Source organism: Alphaproteobacteria bacterium (genome assembly GCA_015062495.1).
Lineage (GTDB): Bacteria > Pseudomonadota > Alphaproteobacteria > Rs-D84 > Rs-D84 > Enterousia.
In genome coordinates this window covers 223,825-248,119 of sequence record SUUN01000001.1, presented here as the reverse complement: position 1 = coordinate 248,119, position 24,295 = coordinate 223,825, and the positions used below count along the sequence as shown (strand labels likewise).

At 46.8% G+C, this 24,295-nt stretch carries 25 protein-coding genes; 13 read left to right on the top strand and 12 right to left on the bottom strand.

Going from position 1 to position 24,295, the window contains the following annotated elements:
• Positions 1 to 81 precede the first annotated feature (81 nt).
• The 8 genes from E7008_01175 to E7008_01140 all read left to right on the top strand — a co-directional run bounded on the left by E7008_01175 (position 82) and on the right by E7008_01140 (position 9,262).
• Positions 82 to 636 carry a DUF1013 domain-containing protein gene (locus tag E7008_01175; GenBank protein MBE6456539.1) on the top strand — a complete coding sequence of 185 codons (555 nt, stop codon included), beginning with the start codon at positions 82 to 84 and terminating at the stop codon, positions 634 to 636.
• Between the two features lie 48 nt (positions 637 to 684).
• Complete coding sequence (gene rpoD, locus E7008_01170) at positions 685 to 2,769, top strand: RNA polymerase sigma factor RpoD (protein MBE6456538.1); 2,085 nt, start codon at positions 685 to 687, stop codon at positions 2,767 to 2,769.
• A gap of 47 nt (positions 2,770 to 2,816) precedes the next feature.
• The gene (locus E7008_01165) at positions 2,817 to 3,413 is read left to right on the top strand and encodes a hypothetical protein (GenBank protein MBE6456537.1); all 597 of its coding nucleotides are present in this window, start codon (positions 2,817 to 2,819) and stop codon (positions 3,411 to 3,413) included.
• A 189-nt stretch (positions 3,414 to 3,602) separates the two neighbouring features.
• Positions 3,603 to 4,601: a tryptophan--tRNA ligase gene (trpS, locus tag E7008_01160; protein MBE6456536.1), complete on the top strand. Its 999-nt coding sequence runs from the start codon at positions 3,603 to 3,605 to the stop codon at positions 4,599 to 4,601.
• A gap of 21 nt (positions 4,602 to 4,622) precedes the next feature.
• On the top strand, positions 4,623 to 5,354 hold the full coding sequence (locus E7008_01155; protein ID MBE6456535.1) for a DUF541 domain-containing protein: 732 nt from the start codon (positions 4,623 to 4,625) through the stop codon (positions 5,352 to 5,354).
• A gap of 7 nt (positions 5,355 to 5,361) precedes the next feature.
• Positions 5,362 to 6,279, top strand: a complete 918-nt coding sequence (locus E7008_01150) for a tyrosine recombinase XerC (protein MBE6456534.1) — start codon at positions 5,362 to 5,364, stop codon at positions 6,277 to 6,279.
• Positions 6,280 to 6,413: 134 nt separating this feature from the next.
• The gene (pnp, locus tag E7008_01145) at positions 6,414 to 8,585 is read left to right on the top strand and encodes a polyribonucleotide nucleotidyltransferase (protein ID MBE6456533.1); all 2,172 of its coding nucleotides are present in this window, start codon (positions 6,414 to 6,416) and stop codon (positions 8,583 to 8,585) included.
• A gap of 167 nt (positions 8,586 to 8,752) precedes the next feature.
• On the top strand, positions 8,753 to 9,262 hold the full coding sequence (locus E7008_01140) for a YbaB/EbfC family nucleoid-associated protein (protein MBE6456532.1): 510 nt from the start codon (positions 8,753 to 8,755) through the stop codon (positions 9,260 to 9,262).
• A gap of 33 nt (positions 9,263 to 9,295) precedes the next feature.
• Here the strand turns inward: E7008_01140 and E7008_01135 are convergent, their stop codons facing one another.
• The 3 genes from E7008_01135 to E7008_01125 all read right to left on the bottom strand — a co-directional run bounded on the left by E7008_01135 (position 9,296) and on the right by E7008_01125 (position 13,196).
• Entirely contained in the window at positions 9,296 to 9,802 is a 507-nt protein-coding gene (locus tag E7008_01135; GenBank protein MBE6456531.1) for a hypothetical protein, read from the bottom strand.
• A gap of 393 nt (positions 9,803 to 10,195) precedes the next feature.
• A complete protein-coding gene (gene alaS / locus E7008_01130) occupies positions 10,196 to 12,274 on the bottom strand; it encodes an alanine--tRNA ligase (protein MBE6456530.1) in 2,079 nt (692 codons plus the stop codon).
• A gap of 85 nt (positions 12,275 to 12,359) precedes the next feature.
• A complete protein-coding gene (locus tag E7008_01125) occupies positions 12,360 to 13,196 on the bottom strand; it encodes a hypothetical protein (GenBank protein MBE6456529.1) in 837 nt (278 codons plus the stop codon).
• A gap of 83 nt (positions 13,197 to 13,279) precedes the next feature.
• On the opposite strand from E7008_01125, the gene E7008_01120 reads away from it, so the two are divergent.
• On the top strand, positions 13,280 to 13,756 hold the full coding sequence (locus tag E7008_01120; GenBank protein ID MBE6456528.1) for a hypothetical protein: 477 nt from the start codon (positions 13,280 to 13,282) through the stop codon (positions 13,754 to 13,756).
• A 1-nt stretch (position 13,757) separates the two neighbouring features.
• Here the strand turns inward: E7008_01120 and E7008_01115 are convergent, their stop codons facing one another.
• From E7008_01115 to tilS, 3 genes are read right to left on the bottom strand one after another with little or no spacing between them, the layout of a single operon-like run.
• The gene (locus E7008_01115) at positions 13,758 to 14,405 is read right to left on the bottom strand and encodes an MBL fold metallo-hydrolase (GenBank protein ID MBE6456527.1); all 648 of its coding nucleotides are present in this window, start codon (positions 14,403 to 14,405) and stop codon (positions 13,758 to 13,760) included.
• The gene (gene hflB, locus E7008_01110; protein MBE6456526.1) at positions 14,383 to 16,299 is read right to left on the bottom strand and encodes an ATP-dependent zinc metalloprotease FtsH; all 1,917 of its coding nucleotides are present in this window, start codon (positions 16,297 to 16,299) and stop codon (positions 14,383 to 14,385) included. Before hflB ends, E7008_01115 begins: the two co-directional genes overlap by 23 nt.
• Positions 16,256 to 17,251, bottom strand: a complete 996-nt coding sequence (gene tilS / locus E7008_01105; protein MBE6456525.1) for a tRNA lysidine(34) synthetase TilS — start codon at positions 17,249 to 17,251, stop codon at positions 16,256 to 16,258. Before tilS ends, hflB begins: the two co-directional genes overlap by 44 nt.
• A gap of 49 nt (positions 17,252 to 17,300) precedes the next feature.
• Here tilS and E7008_01100 point away from each other — a divergent pair, with 49 nt between their 5' ends.
• Positions 17,301 to 17,855, top strand: coding sequence for a TIGR00730 family Rossman fold protein (locus E7008_01100; protein ID MBE6456524.1), 555 nt, complete (start codon positions 17,301 to 17,303; stop codon positions 17,853 to 17,855).
• Here the strand turns inward: E7008_01100 and E7008_01095 are convergent.
• Positions 17,852 to 18,067, bottom strand: coding sequence for a DUF167 domain-containing protein (locus E7008_01095; GenBank protein MBE6456523.1), 216 nt, complete (start codon positions 18,065 to 18,067; stop codon positions 17,852 to 17,854). The genes E7008_01100 and E7008_01095 overlap by 4 nt on opposite strands.
• A gap of 2 nt (positions 18,068 to 18,069) precedes the next feature.
• Positions 18,070 to 18,450 carry an HIT domain-containing protein gene (locus E7008_01090; GenBank protein MBE6456522.1) on the bottom strand — a complete coding sequence of 127 codons (381 nt, stop codon included), beginning with the start codon at positions 18,448 to 18,450 and terminating at the stop codon, positions 18,070 to 18,072.
• Between the two features lie 108 nt (positions 18,451 to 18,558).
• Between E7008_01090 and E7008_01085 the strand changes: the two genes are divergently transcribed.
• Both E7008_01085 and groL read left to right on the top strand, forming a co-directional pair.
• Positions 18,559 to 18,846 (top strand): co-chaperone GroES, encoded by a 288-nt coding sequence (locus tag E7008_01085; protein MBE6456521.1) that lies wholly within the window; start codon positions 18,559 to 18,561, stop codon positions 18,844 to 18,846.
• Positions 18,847 to 18,858: 12 nt separating this feature from the next.
• A complete protein-coding gene (gene groL, locus E7008_01080; GenBank protein MBE6456520.1) occupies positions 18,859 to 20,478 on the top strand; it encodes a chaperonin GroEL in 1,620 nt (539 codons plus the stop codon).
• Between the two features lie 35 nt (positions 20,479 to 20,513).
• Here groL and E7008_01075 read toward each other — a convergent pair whose 3' ends face one another.
• From E7008_01075 to E7008_01060, 4 genes are read right to left on the bottom strand one after another with little or no spacing between them, the layout of a single operon-like run.
• Positions 20,514 to 20,960, bottom strand: a complete 447-nt coding sequence (locus tag E7008_01075; protein ID MBE6456519.1) for an RpiB/LacA/LacB family sugar-phosphate isomerase — start codon at positions 20,958 to 20,960, stop codon at positions 20,514 to 20,516.
• Positions 20,957 to 21,307 (bottom strand): hypothetical protein, encoded by a 351-nt coding sequence (locus E7008_01070; protein MBE6456518.1) that lies wholly within the window; start codon positions 21,305 to 21,307, stop codon positions 20,957 to 20,959. The genes E7008_01075 and E7008_01070 overlap by 4 nt, the downstream gene beginning before the upstream one ends.
• Before the next feature lies 1 nt (position 21,308).
• Entirely contained in the window at positions 21,309 to 22,586 is a 1,278-nt protein-coding gene (locus E7008_01065) for a hypothetical protein (protein MBE6456517.1), read from the bottom strand.
• Complete coding sequence (locus E7008_01060) at positions 22,583 to 23,266, bottom strand: methyltransferase domain-containing protein (protein ID MBE6456516.1); 684 nt, start codon at positions 23,264 to 23,266, stop codon at positions 22,583 to 22,585. Before E7008_01060 ends, E7008_01065 begins: the two co-directional genes overlap by 4 nt.
• A 40-nt stretch (positions 23,267 to 23,306) precedes the next feature.
• Here E7008_01060 and E7008_01055 point away from each other — a divergent pair, with 40 nt between their 5' ends.
• Positions 23,307 to 24,293, top strand: a complete 987-nt coding sequence (locus tag E7008_01055) for a hypothetical protein (protein MBE6456515.1) — start codon at positions 23,307 to 23,309, stop codon at positions 24,291 to 24,293.
• Positions 24,294 to 24,295 lie beyond the last annotated feature (2 nt).

The window sequence follows — 24,295 nt, the reverse complement described above, 5'->3', positions numbered from 1 at the left end:
TACAAAAAAATAATAAAAATCGGTTGAAATTGGGGCAATATTGGTGTATATTGCCCCACGTTAACAATAGAGGAAATTTCCATGAACTATCCATATATGCCAAAATCAACAGCCCTGTGGTTAATTGAAAACACAGCATTGACGTTTGAACAAATTGCGGAATTCTGCGGTCTGCATGAATTGGAAGTCAAAAATATCGCAGACGCCGAAACATATAAAATTCAACCTTTAAACCCAATTTTAAGTGGCCAATTAACACGCGAAGATATTGAAAATTGCGAAGCGGACACTTCCGCGCGCCTGACCCTGCGTCGTGAAATTGTTGAAGCCCAACAGAAACAGAACAAACGCGGCGTTGGCTATACACCAAAATTACATCGCCAGAACCGTCTGGGCGGCATTTTGTGGATTTTGAAAAACTATCCAGAATTGTCCGACGGTCAGGTTGCGCGCCTGATGCGCAGTACAAATCCAACGGTTGCGTCTGTCCGCAATAAAACACACGCATCATATTCAATCATTCAAATCCAAAGCCCGATTGTTTTGGGCCTAGTGTCTGAATCCGCAATCCACGATGCCGTGGCCAAGGCGCAAAAGGCGGCCGCCGCACCTAAAAAGAAAAGCAAAAAGAAATAATTTTGCCAAACCTTTGATATAAACATAAAAACTGCGACGGGGTAATTGATGGTAAAAAAACTGGACGAAGCAACACGTTTATTGATTGATTCTTTACCGGAAAATCTGCAAAAACTGGCATACAGCGCGATAGAGGTCGGCTATATGTCACGCATGGACTTTACAGCCGCCACCGATGCGGACGAAGTTCCATCGGACGAACATGACGAAGTCTTGGATTTCTTTCAACAGGACCTGGGGCTGGAAATACTGGAATCGGATAATTATCCCCAGGATCTGGATCGGTACTATGGCACCGATGAAGATGACGAACCGCGCGACAAAACGCGCAATTTGCTGAACGCTGATGCCGAACAGGTTGATGTCAACGACGATGACTATGAACACTATGCCAAACAATTGGAACGCAGCCAGACCGGTTCGCTGGTTCTGGGGGTTCAGGATTCTGTTCAATCATACCTGAAACAAATTGGCACGGTACAATTGTTGACCGCCGCCGGCGAAGTTGCCATTGCCCAACGTATCGAAGCGGCATCCCGCCTAATGGTCTATGGCCTGTGCGAAAGCCCAATGACAATCCAGGCCATGCTAGATTGGTATCAGCAGTTGTTGAACGAAGACATCCGTCTGCGTTACATCGTGAATTTGGAAGTTATGTATTCCAGTGATTCTGAACAAAAATCACTGGCTGCCTTGTCCGAAGCATTAAAATCCAAGGGTGTTGAACATGTCGACGAATTGGACGATGACGACTTGGATGACTTGGCGGACGCATCTGTCGAAGGTGACGACGAAGAAGACGAACTGGACGACGACGAAGACGGTATCAAAAAAGAAGACACCCCACGCAGCACATCGGGTGTTCCAATCCCTGTGATGGAAGAATCCCTGATGCCAATGGTTCTGGAACTGTTTGCCAAAATCAAACGCATATTTAACAGTATGCAAAAGCTTCAGGCAAAACGTCTGGACAACCTGTTGACGTCTGACACACCTGACGCGGCATTGGAAAAGAAATACACAAAACTGCGCCTGGAATTATTTGAACACGTCAGCAAGATTCGCCTGAACGACGACCGTGTTGCCGAAATCCTGGAACAGTTAACCAAACGCGACCAGTTGTTAATGGGACTAGAAGGTAAACTGTTGCGCCTGGCAATTGCAAACAAGATTAAACGCGAAGATTTCTTGGCCGAATACACCGGCAACGAATTGAACCGTAACTGGGTTAAAAAGTTGGCAAAACACAAGAATCCAACCTGGTCTAATTTTGCGAAAAAACACGAAGCGGACATCCTAAAAATCCAAGACGATATCACCGCCATCGCCGTTGAAACCGGTCAACCAACATCAGAATATAAAAAGGTTGTTGAACTGGTTCGTCGTGGCCAAACCGAAGCCGCCCGCGCCAAACGCGAAATGATTGAGGCTAACCTGCGCCTTGTTATCAAATTTGCGAAAAAATCCAGCAACCGTGGATTGGGCTTGGACTTCTCGGACTTGGTCCAGGACGGAAACATCGGCTTGATGAAGGCTGTGGATAAATTCGATTATCGTTTGGGTAATAAATTTTCAACATATGCAACCAACTGGATTCAGCAGGGTATTTCCCGCAGTATCGCGGACCAGGCCCGCACAATCCGTATCCCGGTTCATATGATTGATAATATTCACAAGATTCAGCGTGCCACGCGCCAGTTTATGCATAAATATGGCCGTCAACCAACCGCCGAAGAATTGTCCAAGATTATCTATCTGCCGGTGGACAAGATTCACAAGGCTATGAAGGTTAATCTGAAACCAATCTCATTAGAAGCGCCCGTCGGCACCGAAGATGACAGTTCGCGTATTGAAATTATTGCAGACGAAACGGCGAAAAACCCGTTCACGTCCGCCGCGCAAAAGAATCTGCGTAAAATCGTGACGCAAATTCTGTCTGAACTAGATCCCAAGGAAGAAACCGTCCTGCGCCAGCGTTTCGGAATGTCCACGAACAAGACCAGCACCCTAGAAGAGGTCGGTGAATACATCGGTGTTACCCGTGAACGTATCCGTCAGATTGAACAAAAGGCGCTGAACAAGTTAAAGCATCCAACCCGCGCCCGTAAATTGCGCAGTTTCTTGGAAGATTAACAACCCGCCCCGCCACATATGTGCGGGGCATACTTTTGGGGGAATAAATGAAGAAAAATACATTGTTGTTTTGTAATGGTCTGTCGGGGTCTGGCAAAACATATTTTATCCAGAACACTTTACCGTCGGGGCTGTTTTATAACCTGCGTTCTGCGACAACGCGCCCCATGCGTCCCGGCGAATCCGAAGGTGCACCATACTTTTTCCGCGACGAAGCGTATTTTGAAACCACCCCCTTGGCGACGCACCTGTGGGTAAATGAATTGTTCTGGACACCCGGTACACCAAAATGGCTGTACGGCGTTCCGGAATCTGAAATTATGGCGCATTTGGGCGAAAATCTGATTTATGATGTGATTCAGCCACGCTATACCCGCCAAATGATAGATTGGTTTTATAAAAACGACTTGGCGCGTCATTATAATTTCCGTGTTGCGTACTTTTTGTCACCTGAACAGAATCTGGAAACCGCGCGCGCCCGCGCCAACATGCCAAATGATGCCGATGTTCGTCGCACAAACACATGTGACCCGGTCGATTTTCTGAATGCTGGCATCGATCCAGATTACATCCTGATGCCACGTTGTGGACTGTATAATCCGCGCCTGACCGCGCATGTGAACCGTTTGTTAAAGCAACGCTAGCATATAATTATTGAAAACCGGCAAAATATAAATTATAATTACGGGTATGATGAAATGTTTAGATATCTTTTCGTATGTAAATTGTTGGCGCATTGCCGCCTGAACTGTTTTGCCACCCAAAATCAAATTTAGGGCTTTTAATTTATCGAAAAATTCATTAAAATTACATACTAAGCAAAGGTATTTATTATGTCCGATACAAATAAAATTGTTTTAACTGGAATCAAGCCCACCGGTATGCCACACCTGGGCAATTATGTTGGTGCGTTAAAGCCACTGATTGAACGTTCGCAAACGCATAAAACATTCATGTTTATCGCAGATTTACATGCGTTAAACACAATCCACGATGCGTCACAGATACGGCAACACACATACGAAATCGCTGCGTTATTGGTGGCGTTGGGGCTGAATCTGGAAAATGCAGTCCTGTTCCGCCAGTCGGATATTGATGAAATTTATCAGTTAAACACATTGCTGATGAACGTCACGCCCAAGGGGCTGATGAATCGTGCCCACTCGTACAAAGCCGCGATGGATAAAAACACGGCCGCGGGCTTGGATGTTGATGCGGGTATTAACATGGGGCTGTACACATATCCTATTTTGATGAGTGCGGATATCCTGTTATACAATTCCGACATCGTCCCCGTCGGCGCAGACCAGAAACAGCACGTTGAATTCGCGCGTGATATTGCGGAATATTTCAATCGCACATACGGCAATACGTTCAAGTTACCCGAACCTGTAATTGGTTCAGATACTGGTTTAATCCCCGGATTAGATGGCCGGAAAATGAGCAAGTCTTACGACAACATCATCCCATTATTTGCGCCTGAATCTGAATTAAAGAAAAAGGTTATGCGCATTATCACAGATTCAAAATTACCAGCCGATAAAAAAGACCCAGATGAATCCTCGATTTACCAGTTGTATAAACACTTCGCAACCCCGGAACAAACCGCTGAATTTGCTGAAAAATTCAGCGCAGGCGGCATGGGTTATGGCGATGCGAAAAAGATTCTGTTCGAACAAATCAATTCTGTTCTGTCCGCGCCACGTGCGGAATATGAACGTTTGATGGCGAATACAGATGAAATTGATAAAATCCTGGCATCGGGTGCGGCACGTGCACGCGTGGTTGCGCACGAAACATTGGCGCGTGTAAAGCACGCCATGCTGGGCTAAATAAAACACCAGGGGGGAAAAATGAAAAAAACAATTATCTGGATTGGAACTGTTATCGGTGTGGCGGCGGTGCTGGCACTGGCATTTGGCGCGTTGGAACGCCGCGCCACGCCACGCACAGTTGCGGTAAATGGCGAATGTCTGACAACTGCGCCACGCGATAAAACGGCAATCACATTGCGTGTGACGACATTGGCGCCAACGGCGGTTGCGTCTATGCGTGCGGCAACCACACAAATGGCACAAATAACAGAATATCTGAAAACGCAACCTGTTGAAATGCAGACAACCCAGTTTAATTCATACGAAAAAACAGAATGGAATCGCGACGAACAAAAATCCATAACGCTGGGCATTGAAACAACACTTGCGGTCGAAGTTTCTGCAAACAGTATCGATGTAATTGAAAACATCCTGTCGCGGTTTGCAGGCGCGCCAAATGTTTTTTCGGAAAATCTGCGCATGTACACCAGTCCGCAGGTCCTGACCCCAATAATGGAAGAATGTCTGTCGGTTGCGGTTGAAAATGCGCGTACGCGTGCCGCAGCATTGGCGGCGGGTGATGGTCGCAGTGTGGGCAAATTGCTGACCGTGTCATACGGCACAAATGCAAATGATATTTCGCGTCCTGAAAACGGTCTGATGCGCACTAAAATGGTTGCCACATCCGCCATGGTCGATACCGGCGGCACAATTGTATCACGCGACACAGATGTTTCTGTATCTGTATCAGCGGTGTTTGAAATAAAATAGGGTGCGTATGGAAAATGTTGTCGCGGACTTTCTGGACTATCTGACGGGGGTGAAAAACTATTCATCCCACACCCGGACGGCCTATGAAAACGACGTGCGCGATTTCCTGGGGTTTTATGAGCGGTTTAACGGCGCGCCACCATTTCCATCGGACTTATCGCGTGTTGATACAATATGCTTTCGTTCATTCCTGGCCGATCGCCAGCGTCGCGGTCTATCGCCCAAATCGACGGCGCGTGCACTGTCATCGTTGCGTGGGTTTTATAAATTCCTGGCAAAAAATCACGGGGTGAAAAATGATGCGATTACACTGATTTCATCACCCCGCGTCCCCCGCAAATTGTCCAAGGCCATTGACCCAATCGACGTTGAAAACATGCACGACGCAATTCGTGAAATTGACGCGCGCGAACCGTGGATTGCTGCGCGCGATTGGGCGTTGGTTGTACTGTTGTTTGGCTGCGGCCTGCGCATATCCGAAGCGTTATCTCTGCGCAATCGCGACATTATGGGTCGTCCCACCGTCCTGCGCATTTTGGGCAAGGGCGGCAAAGAACGCCTGGTGCCTGTCCTGCCGGCGGTATGGAACGCGATTGATAAATATATATCGGCGCGCCCATACGGCAACATGCCCGACGATGAATTGTTTCGCAGTGTGCGTGGCCTGCCGATGTCGGCGCGCATGGCGGAAAAGGTTGTTGAATCCTTGCGTAATTATCTGCAGTTGCCCGATTACGTGACCCCACACGCCCTGCGTCATACTTTTGCGACGGCATTATTATCCGACGGCGCAGATTTGCGCAGCCTGCAAGAGTTACTGGGGCATTCATCCCTGTCCACAACCCAGTTGTATACCAAGGTAAACATGGCGGAAATTTCGAACATATATGCCGCCGCCCACCCACGTGCAAACGATGCGGATTAGACTTGCAATGGCCTAAATATTTTTTATAATTCACATGGCGAAGTTGAAATTGTTCATTTGTGCATTTGTCCAGAATGCAGAAACGAATGATTTTTCTTCGCAGAATCAAAAATAATAAAAAATGGAGAAAACAAATGGTATTTGGTTTATTCAAGAAAGATGAACAGGCTAAATTAAACAATCCAATCGTGGTTGAAATTCCATATGGCAATACAACACTGCGCTTGGAAACGGGTCGTATGGCGAAACAGGCGAACGGTTCTGTTTTGGCGACATTGGGTGAAACAATGGTGCTGGCAACGGTTTGCGCCGAAAAGGCTGCCGTCGAAGGCCAAGATTTCTTCCCATTAACCGTTGATTACCAGGAAAAGTTTGCGTCCGCGGGTCGCATTCCTGGTTCACGCGATCGCCGCGAAGGCAAGGCATCAACCGCCGAAACATTAACTGCGCGTTTGATTGACCGTCCAATTCGTCCGCTGTTCCCAGAAACATTTAAAAACAAAGTTCAAATTATTGCCCAGGTATTTTCATATGACAAAGTGAACCAGCCTGACATTTTGGCAATGATTGCATCATCTGCGGCATTGGCATTGTCTGGTGTTCCATTCCAGGGCCCAATCGGTGCGGCGCGTGTTGGCTATGCCGACGGCAAATATATCTTGAACCCATCGAAAAAAGAAACAGAAAGTTCTGAAATGGACTTGGTTGTTGCTGCAACCAAAGACGGCGTTCTGATGGTTGAATCTGAAATTGGTGAACTGGATGAAAAGACTGTTTTGGGCGCGGTTAAATTTGGTTTTGACGCGCAACAGGCGGTTATCAACGCCATTAACGAATTGGCGGAACGCGCGGGCAAAGAACGCTGGGCGACACCTGAAAAAACACCAGAACAGTTGACAATGGAATCTGACTTTGAACAATTTGCACCTGCAATAGAAGCGGCCCTGCAAATCAAAGAAAAACTGGTTCGTTTGGAAACATTGGCATCTATCCATGCCGATGCCAAGGCGCGTATCCCAGAATTATTCCCAGAATCCGAACGTGCCACGTCCACATTGGAATCATGGGCGGACGAAGTGGTTGAAAACCTGACGGCACGCATTATGCGTGGCAATATCTTGGCGGGTAAACCACGTATCGACGGTCGCGATAATAAAACGGTACGTCCGATTGAAATCGAATTGGGTGTTATGCCACGCGCACACGGTTCTGCGTTATTTACACGCGGCGAAACCCAGGCCCTGGTGTCATTGACATTGGGCGGTGGCAAAGACGCATTGCCAATCGAATCCCTGGACGGGGCTGAAGAGCGCGATTTCATCCTGAACTATAACTTCCCTGGCTATTCCGTTGGTGAATGCAAAGGCTTGAAATCCCCAGGTCGTCGTGAAATTGGTCACGGTAACTTGGCATGGCGTGCGGTTCATCCAATGGTTCCAAGTCGCAGTGAATTTGACTATGTAATCCGCATTGTGTCGGACATTTTGGAATCGAACGGTTCATCGTCCATGGCAACAACATGCGGTGCAACATTGGCGATGATGGACGGTGGTGTTCCTATGAAGCGTCCGGTTGCGGGTATCGCAATGGGGTTGATTAAAGAGGGCGACGATTACGCAATCTTGACCGATATCTTGGGCGACGAAGATCACCTGGGCGACATGGACTTCAAAGTGACCGGTACAGACCAGGGTATTACCGCATTACAGATGGATATCAAAATCACATCCATTACATTTGAAATCATGGAACGTGCCTTGGCCCAGGCCAAAGACGGCCGTATGCACATCCTGGGCAAAATTGAAAAGGCGATTAAAAAGCCACGCGCATCTGTTTCTGAATACGCGCCCCAGGCATACACCATGAAAATCAACCCAGACAAGGTTCGTGACGTAATCGGCAAGGGTGGTTCTGTAATTCAGGCCCTGGTTCGTGAAACAAACACGATTATTGACCTGGAAGATGACGGTACAGTCAAAATCATGGCAACAACACGCGAAGATGCGGACAACGCAATCCAACGCATCAAAGACATTGTTGCCGAACCAGAAGTTGGCCAGATTTACAAAGGTACTGTATCTGGTATGAAAGACTTTGGTCTGTTTGTAAAAATCATGAACGGATTCGAAGCCATGGTTCACATTTCTGAAATCACCGGCGAACGTATCGCAAAAATCGAAGACACAAAAATCAAAGAAGGCGATACAGTCTATGTTCGTTATCTGGGTGCCGACAAACGTGGCAAAACACGTATGTCCATGGTTGGCATTGACCAGAAAACCGGCGCAGAAATTGTAAAGGAATAATATGAGACCAGAACAATTAACCTGGACGGACAAACAATGGGCGTCACACCTGGGGTGTGATGCCCAAGACGTCCCGGTGTTACGCCAATATATGACGGAAAATTATTTTCCGGCAATTGCCCGCGATATGAAAACGGGCATGTATTCATTTCAAATGACCAAACTGGATGTTGCGCCATCTGGTGCGAAACGTGTTCAGCCATTTGTATCGTCGGACAAAGAATTTGAATCATCCGAACGTGCAACCCGCTATGCCAATGAAGAGGTTTTACCACGTATGGCTTTCTCGGATTCTTATGCGGCGCTTATTGGTGTTCCAACACGTGCGATTCAGATGTTGCATATTTACAGCAAACAGAAATAGAAACGGGGGGATTAAAATGGATATGGACGCATTAATGGCCCAGGCCGCCGAATTGCAAAACAAAGTCGCCGCCGCCCAGGACCAATTGGCAAAAACTGTTGTCAAGGGCATCGCGCCGAATGGCGCATGCGTCGTTGATATGACTGGCAAATACGACCTGGTTAAACTGACGATTAATCCAGACGTATTGTCGGGTGGCGTGTCTGCAGTTGAAACTGCGGTTGCTGCGGCATACATGGATGCTAAACAAAAAGCCGACGCTATGATAGACCGTGTCATGGGTGACGCAACCGCCGGCATACCAATGCCATAATAAAATATAAAAATCCCGCCATTTGGCGGGTTTTTAGTTTGTGTAATTGCACTGGCTTGTAAATTCGAACGTTCCTGTGTCGTCGCTCAGGCTTGTCCCTGTGGGGATATAGCAACTTGTAATACCGTTGATGTTATGATCAACCGTTGTACCATACACGCCATTTATAGACGGGCATCTGACGCATATGTTTTTGGCTGCGGTTGCGTCGTATGTCATATAATACCCCGGCATACAACTATATTGACATCCGCATATTTCCAGTGCAGCGTTACTTTGTACCTGTAAACAACGGTGATATGTTCCCTCGGTCCCATTGGCGGTCCATTCCGTGCTGGAACATATGGTCGGATCATTATCCGTATTTAATGGGCATGTGCATGTGGGACAAGAACCCGCCGCAGCGCATTTCATACATCCGCCTGCATTGTTATAGTAACAGCAAACCTGACCGGTTTGGCACGTTATTCCAGTAACGATACTGCTGGCCACACCTGGTATTAACAACATTGATATTGTTATTGGTAAAAAATGTTTCATCTTTTCACTCCTGAATTTTGTTAATCCCAATTTTGCCCCTGCATAATTGGGTAATTAAAAAACCACCAATATCAGGTGGTCAGGAGGTTCAAGACAATCCAACGAATTGTGTGCTTATTTATATATATCGCAACCCTCCTGACCCAACCGGGTTCAGGAGTTTTTACGTCTTGGTCAACAAAAAAGACGCATACATGCGTCACTAAATATGTCCGTCGACGCGTTGGCACGGGTCTTGACACCCCATCACCGGAACACCCGGCGACATATCCATTATACGCCATACTCGCCATAAATTCAATTACTTCGATAAATAAAAGTTTAGCTAAGTATTACTATCTCATATTTCCTGTCTCATATCTCAAAAAAATCCCGCCATTTGGCGGGTTTTTCTTATTCGGCCAGTGTTCCAACCGACATAGTAATGCGGCGAATACCGCTGCTGATTGATTTTTCCTTGTTCACTTTGGCTTTCAAAATTTCACCTGTGTGATACACGTGTGTCCCACCGCACAGTTCGCACGAAACATCACCTGCGGTAATAACCTTGACTGTGTCGCCATACTTTTCGCCAAACAATGCCATTGCACCTTTCTTAACCGCATCTTCCATTGACATTTCATCGTGTTCAACCGGCATATCCATGGCAATCCACTTGTTAACTAAATCTTCCACGGCCTGTTTTTCATCCGCCGTCATCGCACGCCCAAATCGAAAGTCAAATCGAACTGAATCTGGCGAAACTTTTGATCCGCGCTGTTCCACGTCTTCGTTCAGCACGCTGCGCAATGCCGCCTGCAACAGGTGCGTTGCCGTGTGTGCGCGTGCAGTCTGCTGGCGCACGGCTGAATTAATAACCGGCTTTACAGTGTCGCCAACTCTCAGTGTTGCGACCAATGTGCCCTTGTGAATAACAACATTGTCAACACGTGCGGCCTCTGCTACGTTCATAACCGTGTCGTTCCCAATTTTTAATTCGCCACTATCACCAACCTGACCACCCTGTGTGCCATAGAAATTGGTTTTATCCAACGCAACTTCGACTTCGTCACCGGCGTTTGCACTGTCAACAAATTCACCGTTGCGCAGAATTGATAACACGCGCGATTCCATATCGATTGGTGCGTATTTCGCGCTGTCGTCCGTGCCGGCCAGATCTGTCTGGGATTCCCAGAAAATACGTGTTCCACGTGTGTCTGCACGCGAACGTTCTTTTTGTTCAGCCATTGATTTTTCAAATTCCGCCACATCAACATCAATATTGCGGTCGCGCAAAATCATCTGGGTCAAATCCAGTGGGAAACCATACGTATCAAATAATTTGAACGCGACATCCCCCGGCAACACATTGTTGTTTAACTTTGGAATTTCATTTTCCAATAACTTCATTCCATTTTGTAACATATCCGCAAACGCATTTTCTTCGTTTTGCAGAATGTCAACAACACGCGCCTGTTCACGTGCCAATTCAGGATACGCATCGCCCATTTCTGTAATCAGCGCCGGGTACAGTTTTGACAACAACGCCCCCTTGTGCCCCAGAATCTGGCCGTGACGCATTGCGCGACGCAATATACGGCGAATTACATATCCGCGGTCTGTGTTTGACGGAATTACACCATCTGCGATTGCGAACCCAACCGACCGCAGGTGGTCTGTGATAACCTTGAAACTGGCGATATTTTCGGCTGTTTCTGCGACGCCAGTGACATCGGACACCGCGCGTTTCAGATTTACAAACAAATCCGTGTCATAGTTATCCGTCTTGCCCTGCATAATGGACGCAAAACGTTCCAAACCCGCACCTGTATCAACATTTTGTTTTGGCAGTGGTGTTAAATTACCATTTGCATCGCGGTCATACTGCATAAATACATCGTTCCAAATTTCGACCCAGCGTCCGCCATCTTCGTCCGCCGAACCCGGCATGCCACCCGGCAAATGGTCGCCCATATCATAGTGCATTTCGGTGCACGGCCCACATGGGCCTGTTTCGCCCGCCGACCACCAGTTATCTTTGTCACCCAGCAAAATCGCATCTTTGCCCGAAACTTTTTTCCAGATTTTTGCCGCCTCGTCATCGCTGTAATGCGTCGTCACAACAATACGATTTGGGTCCAGTCCGAACACGCGTGTCAACAGTTCCCACGACATTTCAATCGCGCCTTCTTTGAAATAGTCCCCAAACGACCAATTCCCCATCATTTCAAAGAACGTATGATGACGGCCATCAAAACCCACATCTTCCAGGTCGTTGTGTTTTCCGCCTGCGCGAATACATTTTTGAACGTCTGCGACGCGTGGCGCGAACGCCGGTTCTGTGCCTTGTAAAATTCCCTTCCATGGAACCATGCCAGCAACCGTGAATAACAGTGTTGGATCATTCGGTATCAATGACGCAGACGGCACAATCTTGTGTCCCTTGGATTCAAAATAGTCTAAAAATGCTTTGCGAATTTCATTGTATGTCATCTTTCAATTCCTTTTATTATCGGGGGTATTGTATAAAGATTACCCCACTGTTTCAATCATATATTTTAATTTTCTGGAAAATTTTTTATGCGTCTAATTCTTGCCCCGTGGGGGCGGCATTGTTGTCACGCAACGTGGCACGTATCGCGGCGTCATAACGTGCGATTGCGCGTGATATTTGTTGTGTCGGATTCTTTGCTGGTTGAATCTTCATCCCGTACTTAGTGGGGCATGTATCAACATCGGTCGCAATATAATTTATAGTATCCATATAAATTGGCGTGGCGCGTTCGTTATCATGCCGTGCGATAATATTTAACGCCGACCACATCATCATATCAACCGGCGGCCGAAATGTCAGCGATTCATCTACATCTGATATTGATTGTAATGCGTTGTTCATAATATCTGCCATACGCAGTATCGCGGAATATCGCACCAAAGTCCCCGCCAATCCAACATGCGGTCGCACCAGATAGATATTTTCATTATCAATTGTGTAATTGGTCGCGTCCCGCGCAACGCGTAACACATCAATCAGTCGTGTTCGAATCACCGCCATATTCTGAATAATTGCGAAATTATTTTCTGACACATTTGGGATTACGACATTGGTCAATATGTCATCATCATCCACAAACACGAACCAGTCTGCTTTTAATTTTTTCTTGCGCACGAAATCCACAATTGCCAATCGCGCCCGCAGTTGCCCCAGATTATGTCCGCCATTCACAATATACAGTTTTCCCCGATACCCCAGTCTTCGAATATAACTTTTCTTTACTTTGGTATCTGGGTTGTCGTTATAGATAATTAGTGTAATTTTTTTCCCCAGTCGCGCCAACCCCGGAATTGATATCCCCAGGTATTCGTTATACAACGTGGTCATCCCCACAATAATTCGTGTGCGCTTATAAAACATATGAAAATCTTAGATAAAAATTTGAAAAATTGCAATTACATAGTTATTTATGATATAATAAACCCAAAACGGGGGGATTGTCTATGAAGCCGACAATGTTGTTTGCGATTATACTGTTAACATCAATTGTTTTGATGACGGTTTTTGATATAAATTTATCGCCCACAACCCCGATTGTATTAAGTGCGGAAAACGCACCAAACGCACTGTTTGTATGCCCCGCGGCCAGTAACACATGGGATATGTTGGCGCGTGGCTTGGGGCAATTTACGCGCCCATTGATAATTGGATTTTTCTTTGCGGTGATTTTATTATGCTTTTCATGGGCGTGGGCCATGTACCAGAATTTATTAAAGGACAAATTTGTCCGTGATGCATTTAAAACCCCCTGGGGATTAACCAAGATGTTATTCTGGGGTGTGGTGATTGTAATGTTGTTGGTAAGAACACCGAACTATTTCAGAACAGTTCACGTTAATGGTACAAATACAAACTGGGTTATGTGTGAAAGTAACACACCCGGCGCACGCGCTGTACGTGCCGATGCAGTTCATCGTTAAATTAACTGTGAAAAAAAGGGTTGTTTTGTTTCAGCCATCCGATGGACGTGTCCATCCCATGCCCATGTACAACCGCTGTGTCATCAGGCAAATCCATGTTATAAATATTCGCGATTGATTTCATCAGCATATTTTTATCGCCACCCGGCAAATCATATCGCCCAAACGAATCCTGGAATACCGTATCACCAATCAGCAATATTTTTTCATCTGGGAAATGATATGCCACACCACCCGGTGTATGTCCCGGCGTTTCAATAATATCCATAAACATACCCGGTAAAATTTCAGTACGATTTAAATCCAACGGGGTGGGGCGCATATCGTCCAGGCTGATTTTTTGCAACCCAAAATATTCCAGCAAATCGTTTCCCCAACCAACTAATCTGAAATCCCCTGTGTGCAGATACCACGGCACACCATATTTTTTTGCCAATGTCGGCGCGCACGCAATGTGGTCTGGATGTCCATGTGTCGCGTATATTGCACGCAATTTCAACCCGCGCCCATCCAGAATCCGCGCCCAATCATCCGCGCGCCCCCATGGATCAAAAATAACGCACGCATCCCCCACCGTCAACATTATTGACTGTGTATTCTGTGGGGGCATTTGGAACAATTCAAATTTACTGTTTCTTAGGTTTTGCATTTTTGCGCACGGTTTTCTTTTTGTCTGATTTGGTTTTGCTGCCAAAAACAATTTCGCGAATTTCTGCGCCGGTCAACGTCTCGCGCGTCAACAGTTCATTTGCCAACTTTTCAACTGTCTTTTTGTTTTTTGTCAGGTGCTTTGTCGCATCCATATGCGCCGCATCCAGCCACGCGCGAATTTCCGCATCAACTAATTCGGCGGTCTTTTCAGACGCGTTTTCCAACGCGCCACGCACACCAAATGTGCCAACCTGGTTAATTGCCGGCAATCCAACTTTCTTGGACAGACCTGCGGTTGTAATTGAATAACGCGCCAACCGTGTCGCCATGGCGATATCGCTTTCTGCACCGGTTGTAATTTTGTCTGCGCCAAAGAATATTTCTTCGGCACACCGGCCCGCCAACGCGATTGACAGGTTCGCCCGCACTTCGGCCAATGTCATAGACACCTTGTCATCAATCGGCAGATGCTGCACCATCCCCAGCGCACGTCCACGTGGGATAATCGTTGCTTTGTGAACCGGATCTGCAACGTCTTCGTACATCATGCTGACGAATGCGTGACCGGCTTCGTGATATGCGGTCAATTTAATATCTTCGGGGCGCATTTTGCGAATCTTGCGCGGTCCCATAATGATTTTATCGCGCGCTTCTTCAATATCATCTGGGGTAATTTTATCACGTCCATTTCGAACTGCATGCAGGGCTGCCTCGTTCAACAGGTTTTCCAAATCCGCACCCGAAAAACCGGTTGTCCCACGCGCAATATCTTGCAGATTAACGTTGTCGCCAACCTTAACCTTTTTTGCATACAAATCCAAGATTTCACGCCGCCCCGCCATATCTGGCAATTCGATATAAACCTGGCGGTCAAAGCGACCTGGGCGCAACAACGCCGCATCTAACATATCCACACGATTTGTCGCACCAATCACAATAATACCCGTGTCATTGGCGAACCCATCCATTTCAATCAACAATTGATTCAGGGTCTGTTCGCGGTCTTGGTCGTTATACGAATGCGTCGAACGTTTCTGACCAATCGCGTCGATTTCATCAATAAACAGAATACACGGCGCATTGCGTTTTGCCATTTCAAAGATTTCTTTTATCTTGGCAACGCCCAGTCCAACGATAATCCCCGAAAAGTCCGACCCCGACGCGGCAAAGAACGGCACATTTGCCTCTCCTGCGATTGCGCGCGCCAATAATGTTTTTCCCGTCCCCGGCTGTCCCGATAACAGAACACCACGTGGCACACGTGCGCCCAATGACTTGTATTTATCCTTGTTTTTCAAGAAATCCACAATTTCGGACAGTTCCTGTTTTTCAGAATCGATGCCTGCGACATCTGCGAACGTTGTTTTTGGTTTTCCGGTCGCGATTTTAGTTGGGTTTTGTCCAATCAAACTGCGACTGATTCCACCTGCGCCCCCACGGCGAAATCCGCGCAAAATCCAGAATATAAACAACAATGTCAACGCCAGTGGTGCAAATGTCGCCACCGCGTCCAACCACCCGCGCGATGTATCAATCGTAATCGCCGTACCCGATTCAGACAATTTTGCCAGCATTTCTGGGTCATATGTAATTGTTGCGGTATATTTTGTTCCGTCACTTAACGTGCCCGACGCATCATTACCATTAATCTTCATTGTTTTGATTTCTGGTGCGCGACGCAGAACATCTGAAAACGATAATTCAATTGGCTTTGCCTGGGCTGTGTTTGGCATCGTCGGCATATTGGCCGGCGTAAACCCGCCGAACAAGAATATACGTGCCGCCATTGCGACAAAAATCACCCCAAACAGCATTAAAAACCAGTTCGCCCCATCACGACGATTTTGTTTATTTGTTGATTTGTTTTTTGTGAAGTCTTTTAATTTTTTCATTTTTCTTCCTGATACTTGTTTTTTCACCTTCGGGCACAATTAAAATTTGGTCTTTGAATCGCCGAATTGCGCAATGCCCCAACGTAAATTTACAATCTGTGTGCAATTTACTTAGTGCGAAATTCAGTGAATTCAAGCGTGGCTGATACTCGTCCCCCCCGATGGTTTGAATTAACATCCCCAGCAACTTTAAACCAATATGGCACGGCACGTCAAACAGAAAAGAATCAGTAAATAATGCATATCCATCATAAATAACAGATTTAACCCGCGCCCCTACATCGTTTTCCAGTGCGTCCCGCGCCCGCCCCAGGTTATCAATGGCCAACAAAATTCGGTCGTCTGAGATTCCTAACTTGTCCGCCAGTAAATGACGATTTTGCCGAATTTTGACACGTGTGTATTTATCGTCAAAATTCATTTCGTCATTAAAATATTTGATATTATTTTCATCACAGTATTGAACCAGTTCTCGTCGAAAAACGCCCAACAACGGTCGTGCAATTTTAATTCCGTCACGATACGATTCTGCCTGCATCCCGGCCAGTCCAACAACCCCACTGCCACGCGCCAAATTCATCAAGAATGTTTCAATTTGGTCGTCGGCCTGGTGTGCGACCATTAACACATCAATATTATTTTCGTGACAAAAATCTGTCATAAATTTATATCGTGCATTTCGTGCGGCAACCTCAATCCCGGTGCTTGGTTTTTTTTCGTCCCAATGAAACGTGTGGCACGGCACACCCAGTTCTGCGCACACATATGCGACATGTGCGGCTTCAATATCCGCCACCGCGCGCAGGTGGTGATGCACATGTAATGCAACAATATCCATTTTTTGTTCCACCAACCAGTGCAACAGACAAATTGAATCCACACCACCGCTGACGGCGACCGCCACGCGTTGCGTTGAATATTTGCGAACAAAATCCAAAAACTTTTCGTTCATTGTATGGGTATTTTATGTTATAATTTACAAAAATAAAGGGAAAAAGAAAATGGCGTGTACATTAAAATCAATCGCGGTATATTGTGGTCATCAACTGGGCGACGACCCCCAGTTCAAGCGTGATGCCCGTGCGGTTGGTCGCATGTTGGCAAAAAATGGAATCCGTATGGTCTTTGGTGGTGGCGACGTTGGTTTAATGGGAACGGTTGCGTCGGCGGCATTGGACAATGGTGGCGACGTTATTGGTGTGTCAACCGACGACGTTATTGCCATGCAAGAACCTGCCCATAACGGCATCAGTGTCCAGGTTGTTGACGGTGTAAACGAACGTAAACAAATTATGTTTAATGAATCAGACGCCTTTATTATTTTGCCCGGTGGCATTGGTACACTAAACGAACTGACCGATATAATGACGATGCAGCAAATTGGCGAAACGGACAAGCCATTATTCTTTTTAAACACGAACGGATTCTGGAATCCATTGGCGCGTTTGATTAAACATATGCGTAAACATGGATTTATGGTTGCAAATCTGGATGTTTATAATATGCATACTGCTGACACCGTCGCAGAATTAAAGAAACAGATTTTAAAGTATTAAATTTCAAACACCTTATCGCGCGACGTTTCACCACGAATTAATTTAATGCTGGTTTTTGGCACGCCATAGTGCCCCGCCAGCATTTTTATTACATCCGCGGTTGCCTTGCCGTCGGTTGGTGCGGTGGTTGTGTGTACGCGCAGTGTGCCATCGGGCTGAACTTCAACCCGATTTATTTTCGCGCGTGGAATAACCCGAACGTTTACTCTCATATCTATTTAAATTCCGCCGCCATTTCATCAAATGCTGGTGTGCGTTCGCCCGCGACCAAATGCAGGTGAAAATGAAACACAGACTGCTTAACAAACGGTGCATTCGCCCCCGCATTTGCCAGACAGTTAAATTCGCAATTAATCCCCAATTTTTCCGCGGTCTGGGCAAAGCAATCCCAGAATCCCGCCTGTTCATCGGCCGATGCGTTTTTTGCAAAATCCAGAATGTTTTGATATTGTCCCTTGGGGATTACCAGAACATGTGTTTTGAACATAGGGTTAATATCATAAAAACTCATCGCGAAATCATTTTCGCAGACTTTATTTGTTGGAATTTCGCCGCGTATCATTTTCGCGAAAACATTATTTACATCGTACATCATTTTATTCCCCTTGTTTTTCTGTATCAGCATATTAAAATACAGACTTGAAATCAATAAATTTCAGACTATATCAATCGTACAGGTTTTATCATCCCAAGGAGTGTATTTATGTTTAAACCTTTACACAATTATGTATTACTTGAAAGAATTAACGAAGAAACAACCACCGCTGGTGGAATTATTATCCCAGATAACGCCCGTGAAAAGCCATCACGTGGTCGTGTAATTGCGGCTGGACCGGGGCTGTACGATGGCGATGAATTGATTCCAATGACTGTAAAAACAGACGATATTGTTTTATTTGCGAAATGGGCATCGTCTGCGAACGAAATTAAGTTGGACGGTCGCGATTATGTCCTGATTCGCGAAACAGATATTTTGGGAATTATTGACTAAGGGGAAATAAAAATGGCAAAAGAAATTGTTTTTGATACAGATAAAATGGCGGCGGGCGTCGATAAATTAGCGAACGCGGTTAAAATCACTATGGGGCCCAAGGGGCGCACAGTTGTAATTGAAAAATCATACGGCGCACCCGTCGCGACCAAGGACGGTGTTACCGTGGCGCGCGCGGTATCCCTGAAAGACCCGGCGGAAAACATCGGTGCCCGCATGGTCCAAGAAGTTGCGAAAAAGGCCGGCGATGATGCCGGTGACGGCACAACAACTGCGACAGTGCTGGCGCAAAAATTAATCCGCGAAGGTCGCCGTGTAATCGCCGCTGGCATGAATCCAATGGATGTAAAGCGCGGTATTGACCTGGCAACCGCCGCGGTTATTGCCGACATTGATGCGCACGCCCGCCCGGTTCGTGACAGTGCGGAAATCGCCCAGGTTGCGACAATTTCTGCGAACGGCGATGCGGACATTGGCGAAAAAATCGCAAACGCCATGGCGCGCGTTGGCCAAGAAGGCGTCATCACCGTTGAAGAGGCCAAGGGTCTGGACACAGAAATCGATGTTGTCGAAGGTATGCAATTCGACCAGGGGTTCATGTCGCCATACTTTGTCACCAACAGTGAAAAAATGTTGTCGGAATTGGACGGTGCGCAAATCCTGGTGTCTGAAAAGAAAATCACAGGCCTGCAGGCATTATTGCCAATTCTTGAACCGATTGCCCAGTCTGGTAAACCATTGTTGATTATCGCCGAAGATGTCGAATCCGAAGCCTTGGCAACATTGGTCTTGAACCGTCTGCGTGGCGGTTTGAAAGTCTGCGCAGTCAAAGCACCTGGCTATGGCGACCGTCGCAAAGAAATGTTAAAAGACATCGCAATTCTGACGGGGGCCACAGTTATTTCCGATGATATGGGCATGACATTTGAAAACATTACACCGGCGGTATTGGGCTCGGCCAAGAAAGTTATTGTGTCCAAGGATTCAACATTATTGGCACACGGGGCAGGGGACAAAACCGCAATCGCCGCCCGTGCTGATGAAATTCGCAACGCAATTTCCACGACAACCAGCGATTATGACCGTGAAAAACTGTCTGAACGTCTGGCTAAATTGGTTGGTGGTGTTGCCGTTATCAAGGTTGGCGGCATGACCGAAGTAGAGGTCAAAGAAAAGAAAGACCGCGTTGACGACGCGTTGGCTGCAACGCGCGCGGCGGTGTCCAATGGCATTGTTGCCGGTGGTGGTATTGCATTGGTGCGCGCCACATCGGCCCTGAACGATTTACATGGCGCAAATTCTGACCAAGATGTCGGCATTGACATCGTTCGTCGCGCAATCATCGCGCCATGCGCCCAGATTGCTGAAAACGCTGGCACATCTGGCGAAATTGTCGTAGGCAAGGTTATGGATGCATCCGATTACAATTTTGGTTACAACGCCCAGACCGGCGAATATGTCGATATGATGGCGGCGGGCATCATTGACCCGGCCAAGGTTGTAAAAACCGCAATCGCCGCCGCGGCATCTACTGCGGGTGTAATGCTGACCACCGGCGCGGTTATGACTGAAATTCCGGATGAAAAGCCGGCCAATCCACAAATGTCTGGTGGCATGCCCGGCATGATGTAATGGCAATAAAAAATCCCCCAAACGGGGGATTTTGTTTACGAAATCTTTTCAATGCGTCTGATGCGGCGTTCGATTGCGTCAAATGGGCTTTCCAGGAAAGTCTGGGCGCACAAAAATGCAACTTCGATATCAATATCGTCGGCGGCCAACGCTAAAACGTTTGTATCATCATGAAAACGGTCATCGCGTGCCTGGCCCGGTGTGTCACAGCGCGATGCGCGAATGTGGCGATAACGGTTTGCTGCAATCATAACACCGGCCCCTGTGCCACAAACGATTATGCCACGTGAATCCGGCACATCCAACATTGCATCGGCCAACGCCGCCGCCACATCTGGGTAATCAGCGGGTGTATTCGGGTCGTCTACCCCCAGGTTCACAACATTATAACCCGCCGCCGCCAACATTTCAATCAGGTACAATTTCAAACCAACCCCACGATGGTCGGCCGCGATAAATACTTTGGATACAGTTTTATTCATTTTTCCTTATCCTTTCTTTTCTGTAATTTACATTCCAGGCCTGTGTTACCTGTGATATTCAGCGTACGATATGACAACGTCCCAACCATTTTCGCCGCGCTAAAAATATTCGCAGTATTCACCGTCGCTGGCCCGTCCAGTTCGCCGTGTAAAAACAGTACTGGTGTTTTTATTTCGCCAACAACGCGTCCGCCACGCCCGATAACGACGGTTTCTGCGGTGATATTACCGATAACTTCGCCGTGGATTTGTACGGTGTGATCTGTTTTGATGTCGCCTGTTAACTTACACCCCGCGCCAATAACGGTTGGTGACTGCTTTTCACTTGAATTTGTAAATGCCAGCATTCTATTCTTCCTTTATAAATTTCGTCGGGTCAAATGGTGCGCCCTTGTACCGAATTTCATAGTGCAGGTGTGGCCCCGTTGATCGTCCCGATGAACCCGCCAATCCAATAACCGTTCCTGGGCGTACCCAATCGCCACGCGACACCAGAATCTGGGACAGATGCGCATACAATGTCGTGAATCCCAATCCATGATCGATTTCAACCGTTGTGCCATATCCCACGCGTTCGCCTGCCGACACAACACGTCCTGGCGCAACCGCCATCAGTTCTGTTCCAATCTTGCCTGCAAAGTCAATTCCGCGATGCTTTTTCGGTTTGCCTGTAAACGGATCTTTGCGCGTACCAAAGTTTGATGTGATACGGGAATTTACAGGCTTGCCCAGGGGCAGAATTTCGTTTAAACGACGCAACCCATTCCAACGTTCCAGACCGTCTGCTAATTTCTGGTATTTTTCATCCAAAGTCTTGTCAAATTCAATCGGTGTAAATGCCGACCCAACCAATGGATTGTTGTATTTATTCGCATTTCGCAACAATGTTGTCTGATTCAATCCCAGCGTCACCAATGTGCTGTTTATTCGTTTGATATTTTTCTGTAATTCGTCGGTGTTTTCCTTGGTCAGTGCAGACACTGTATCGACGATTATGTTGTCGGCATCTGCAATCTGTAACACAGTTTCAACCATTTGTGCATTGCGTCTTTTTAATTCTTCGTTTTCGGCACGTGTCAGTTCATATTCCGCCGACAGTTCCGACATTTTAGTATATTCTGGGGTAAATTCTTCGTCGCGCAACATTTCGACAATACGCGTCCGCAAGAAATCTAATTCCCCCCATGTTTTGATACGTGAATTCATCAATTTTTCACGTTCGCCTTCTTTTAAATCTTTGGCGTTCAGAACCTTGTCATCAATGACATTCAAATCCCGCACCAGGTTGTTGTATTTTGTTAAATACGTCTGCAACTCAGACATGTGGCGCGTGTGTGTGGCGCGCGCTTCTTCCAGTTGTTCTGTGCGCTTTTGCAGCAATGGCCGGTGATATACAAACACATATGTTGACCATGATGCCCACAGAATTAAACCAACCTTGCCACAGAAGCGTGTGAAACGCCAAAAACTGCTTTGCCCATATGTGTACACATTGCCACGTGGCGTGTCCATAACCGTAAATTCACGTGGTGGAAACACACGCACAATCACGCGCCAAATGGCACGAAAAGGGGATGTAATAAACGCCCACAGGGACGTAAAATATCGCGTTATAAAATTTATCATTTCTGGGATAGTTTAGACAAAGTATCCGCAATAGTCAAGCCATCGCGCAAAACAGGTTCATAATTCATAGGCAAACCACGATGCATCACCGTCACACCCCGCGACCCCAGCCGCCCCGATATCAGTACGCGTTCCGCCACATCGCGCGCGCCAAACAGTGGCATTATTGTGATGTCGCCTAACTTCTTGGCCATTTCGGCAATAACTGTGCCGACGGTTGCGGCATCTGTGATAATACAGAATGTACCCATTGGCCGCACGCGTGCAACGCAACGCGCAACCCACGTCTTTAAATCTGCGTTATGGTGTGCGTTATGTCGGGCGGGCGTACCGTTGAAATAAGGCGGGTTGGTCACCACTAAATCAAAAGTCTGGTTTGTGCGCCACGTGGTAATGTCTGCATTGATTAAATCTATGTCCACACCATTCAGTTCCGCATTCCCGCGACACGCGGTCAGCATTTCATCCGATATATCAATCCCAGTAATTTTTGCATCATTATTATTTGCCCAAATACACAATGATACACCGCCTGTTCCAACCCCAACATCCAGTACTGTTTTTGCGTGCGTCGGCGCAAACGCCGCCAACCACACCGCGTCCGACGTCGGATTATAGCAACCACGACGCATTTTAACGCGTCCGCCCATCAGGGTAAAAATTTCTTGTTTTATATTCATCTGTATTTATAATAAAACAACAAAAACAAAAGGCAAGTATATGTTAAATGATATAATCATCGTCGAAAGTGCCATCAGCGCATTCAACAACGCTGCATTATGGATGCCGGCATTCTTGTGGTGGTCAATTTTGGCACTGCCTTTGTTTGTTGTTGTATATTGGTGCGCAGACACAATTATGACCCGAATTGGGTGGAATAAACAAAACCTGATAAACCGTGCGTCAATGTGGGTCGCTGGCCTGACGTGTGTGTGGGCTATTTTGTTTGGTGGCAATTATGCTGTTCTGCGTGACAGTTTATCTGTATTGCCAATGATGATGGCGACAATTTTGTTTTTGACATCTTTGTTTGTGTCATCACATTTACATGAACGTATTATACCACATATGAATTGGTGGCGTTGGCTGTTGATTATTGGTTTGTTGGTTGTGGTTGGTGCGTCGGACACGCACGCATGGTGGGGGCCACTATTACAGATTGGCGCATTAATACTGGGGGTATTGCTGGGGCGCATTGCGCGTGGGGAAATGCGTCCATTCGGTGGTTCTGTCTTAATTATGATGATGGTCGCAATTGCGATTTTAATGCAGCCTGAATTTTTTCGTTTTGGACAACTGGGCAACCTGACGGTGGTGCATTTGCTGGCTATGTTGATTCTGGGGGGCGCATGCATGACGACGATTGCGGTCCAGAATATAAATCCACGCGGCAAAATCCGTCACAGTGTATACATTAAACTGAAATGGCTGATGCGTGTTGTGTGCGCATTGGGCGTTGCCTTGTTTATTTTGACCGAAGCAGTCCCAGTATTCATCGGCACAATGATTGCGGTATTCCTGTCCATTGCAATGTCTGTATGGCACACAGATGTTGTAAATCCTGTTCTGGGCGATAAATATTTTGCGATTGCGCTGATGATGTTTGGCGCAATAACGGTTATGCCGGTAATAACGTCGATTGGTATTTTGTATTGGACGAACGCGTCAGATATAAAAATTTGGGCTGAAAGCAAGCGTTTGTTATAATT

Excerpts from the sequence above, each read along its gene's own strand:
- E7008_01175 (MBE6456539.1), top strand. The coding sequence starts at position 82 with ATGAACTATCCATATATGCCAAAATCAACAGCCCTGTGGTTAATTGAA.
- rpoD (MBE6456538.1), top strand. The coding sequence starts at position 685 with ATGGTAAAAAAACTGGACGAAGCAACACGTTTATTGATTGATTCTTTA.
- E7008_01165 (MBE6456537.1), top strand. The coding sequence starts at position 2,817 with ATGAAGAAAAATACATTGTTGTTTTGTAATGGTCTGTCGGGGTCTGGC.
- trpS (MBE6456536.1), top strand. The coding sequence starts at position 3,603 with ATGTCCGATACAAATAAAATTGTTTTAACTGGAATCAAGCCCACCGGT.
- E7008_01155 (MBE6456535.1), top strand. The coding sequence starts at position 4,623 with ATGAAAAAAACAATTATCTGGATTGGAACTGTTATCGGTGTGGCGGCG.
- E7008_01150 (MBE6456534.1), top strand. The coding sequence starts at position 5,362 with ATGGAAAATGTTGTCGCGGACTTTCTGGACTATCTGACGGGGGTGAAA.
- pnp (MBE6456533.1), top strand. The coding sequence starts at position 6,414 with ATGGTATTTGGTTTATTCAAGAAAGATGAACAGGCTAAATTAAACAAT.
- E7008_01140 (MBE6456532.1), top strand. The coding sequence starts at position 8,753 with ATGTTGCGCCATCTGGTGCGAAACGTGTTCAGCCATTTGTATCGTCGG.
- E7008_01135 (MBE6456531.1), bottom strand. The coding sequence starts at position 9,802 with ATGAAACATTTTTTACCAATAACAATATCAATGTTGTTAATACCAGGT.
- alaS (MBE6456530.1), bottom strand. The coding sequence starts at position 12,274 with ATGACATACAATGAAATTCGCAAAGCATTTTTAGACTATTTTGAATCC.
- E7008_01125 (MBE6456529.1), bottom strand. The coding sequence starts at position 13,196 with ATGTTTTATAAGCGCACACGAATTATTGTGGGGATGACCACGTTGTAT.
- E7008_01120 (MBE6456528.1), top strand. The coding sequence starts at position 13,280 with ATGAAGCCGACAATGTTGTTTGCGATTATACTGTTAACATCAATTGTT.
- E7008_01115 (MBE6456527.1), bottom strand. The coding sequence starts at position 14,405 with ATGCAAAACCTAAGAAACAGTAAATTTGAATTGTTCCAAATGCCCCCA.
- hflB (MBE6456526.1), bottom strand. The coding sequence starts at position 16,299 with ATGAAAAAATTAAAAGACTTCACAAAAAACAAATCAACAAATAAACAA.
- tilS (MBE6456525.1), bottom strand. The coding sequence starts at position 17,251 with ATGAACGAAAAGTTTTTGGATTTTGTTCGCAAATATTCAACGCAACGC.
- E7008_01100 (MBE6456524.1), top strand. The coding sequence starts at position 17,301 with ATGGCGTGTACATTAAAATCAATCGCGGTATATTGTGGTCATCAACTG.
- E7008_01095 (MBE6456523.1), bottom strand. The coding sequence starts at position 18,067 with ATGAGAGTAAACGTTCGGGTTATTCCACGCGCGAAAATAAATCGGGTT.
- E7008_01090 (MBE6456522.1), bottom strand. The coding sequence starts at position 18,450 with ATGATGTACGATGTAAATAATGTTTTCGCGAAAATGATACGCGGCGAA.
- E7008_01085 (MBE6456521.1), top strand. The coding sequence starts at position 18,559 with ATGTTTAAACCTTTACACAATTATGTATTACTTGAAAGAATTAACGAA.
- groL (MBE6456520.1), top strand. The coding sequence starts at position 18,859 with ATGGCAAAAGAAATTGTTTTTGATACAGATAAAATGGCGGCGGGCGTC.
- E7008_01075 (MBE6456519.1), bottom strand. The coding sequence starts at position 20,960 with ATGAATAAAACTGTATCCAAAGTATTTATCGCGGCCGACCATCGTGGG.
- E7008_01070 (MBE6456518.1), bottom strand. The coding sequence starts at position 21,307 with ATGCTGGCATTTACAAATTCAAGTGAAAAGCAGTCACCAACCGTTATT.
- E7008_01065 (MBE6456517.1), bottom strand. The coding sequence starts at position 22,586 with ATGATAAATTTTATAACGCGATATTTTACGTCCCTGTGGGCGTTTATT.
- E7008_01060 (MBE6456516.1), bottom strand. The coding sequence starts at position 23,266 with ATGAATATAAAACAAGAAATTTTTACCCTGATGGGCGGACGCGTTAAA.
- E7008_01055 (MBE6456515.1), top strand. The coding sequence starts at position 23,307 with ATGTTAAATGATATAATCATCGTCGAAAGTGCCATCAGCGCATTCAAC.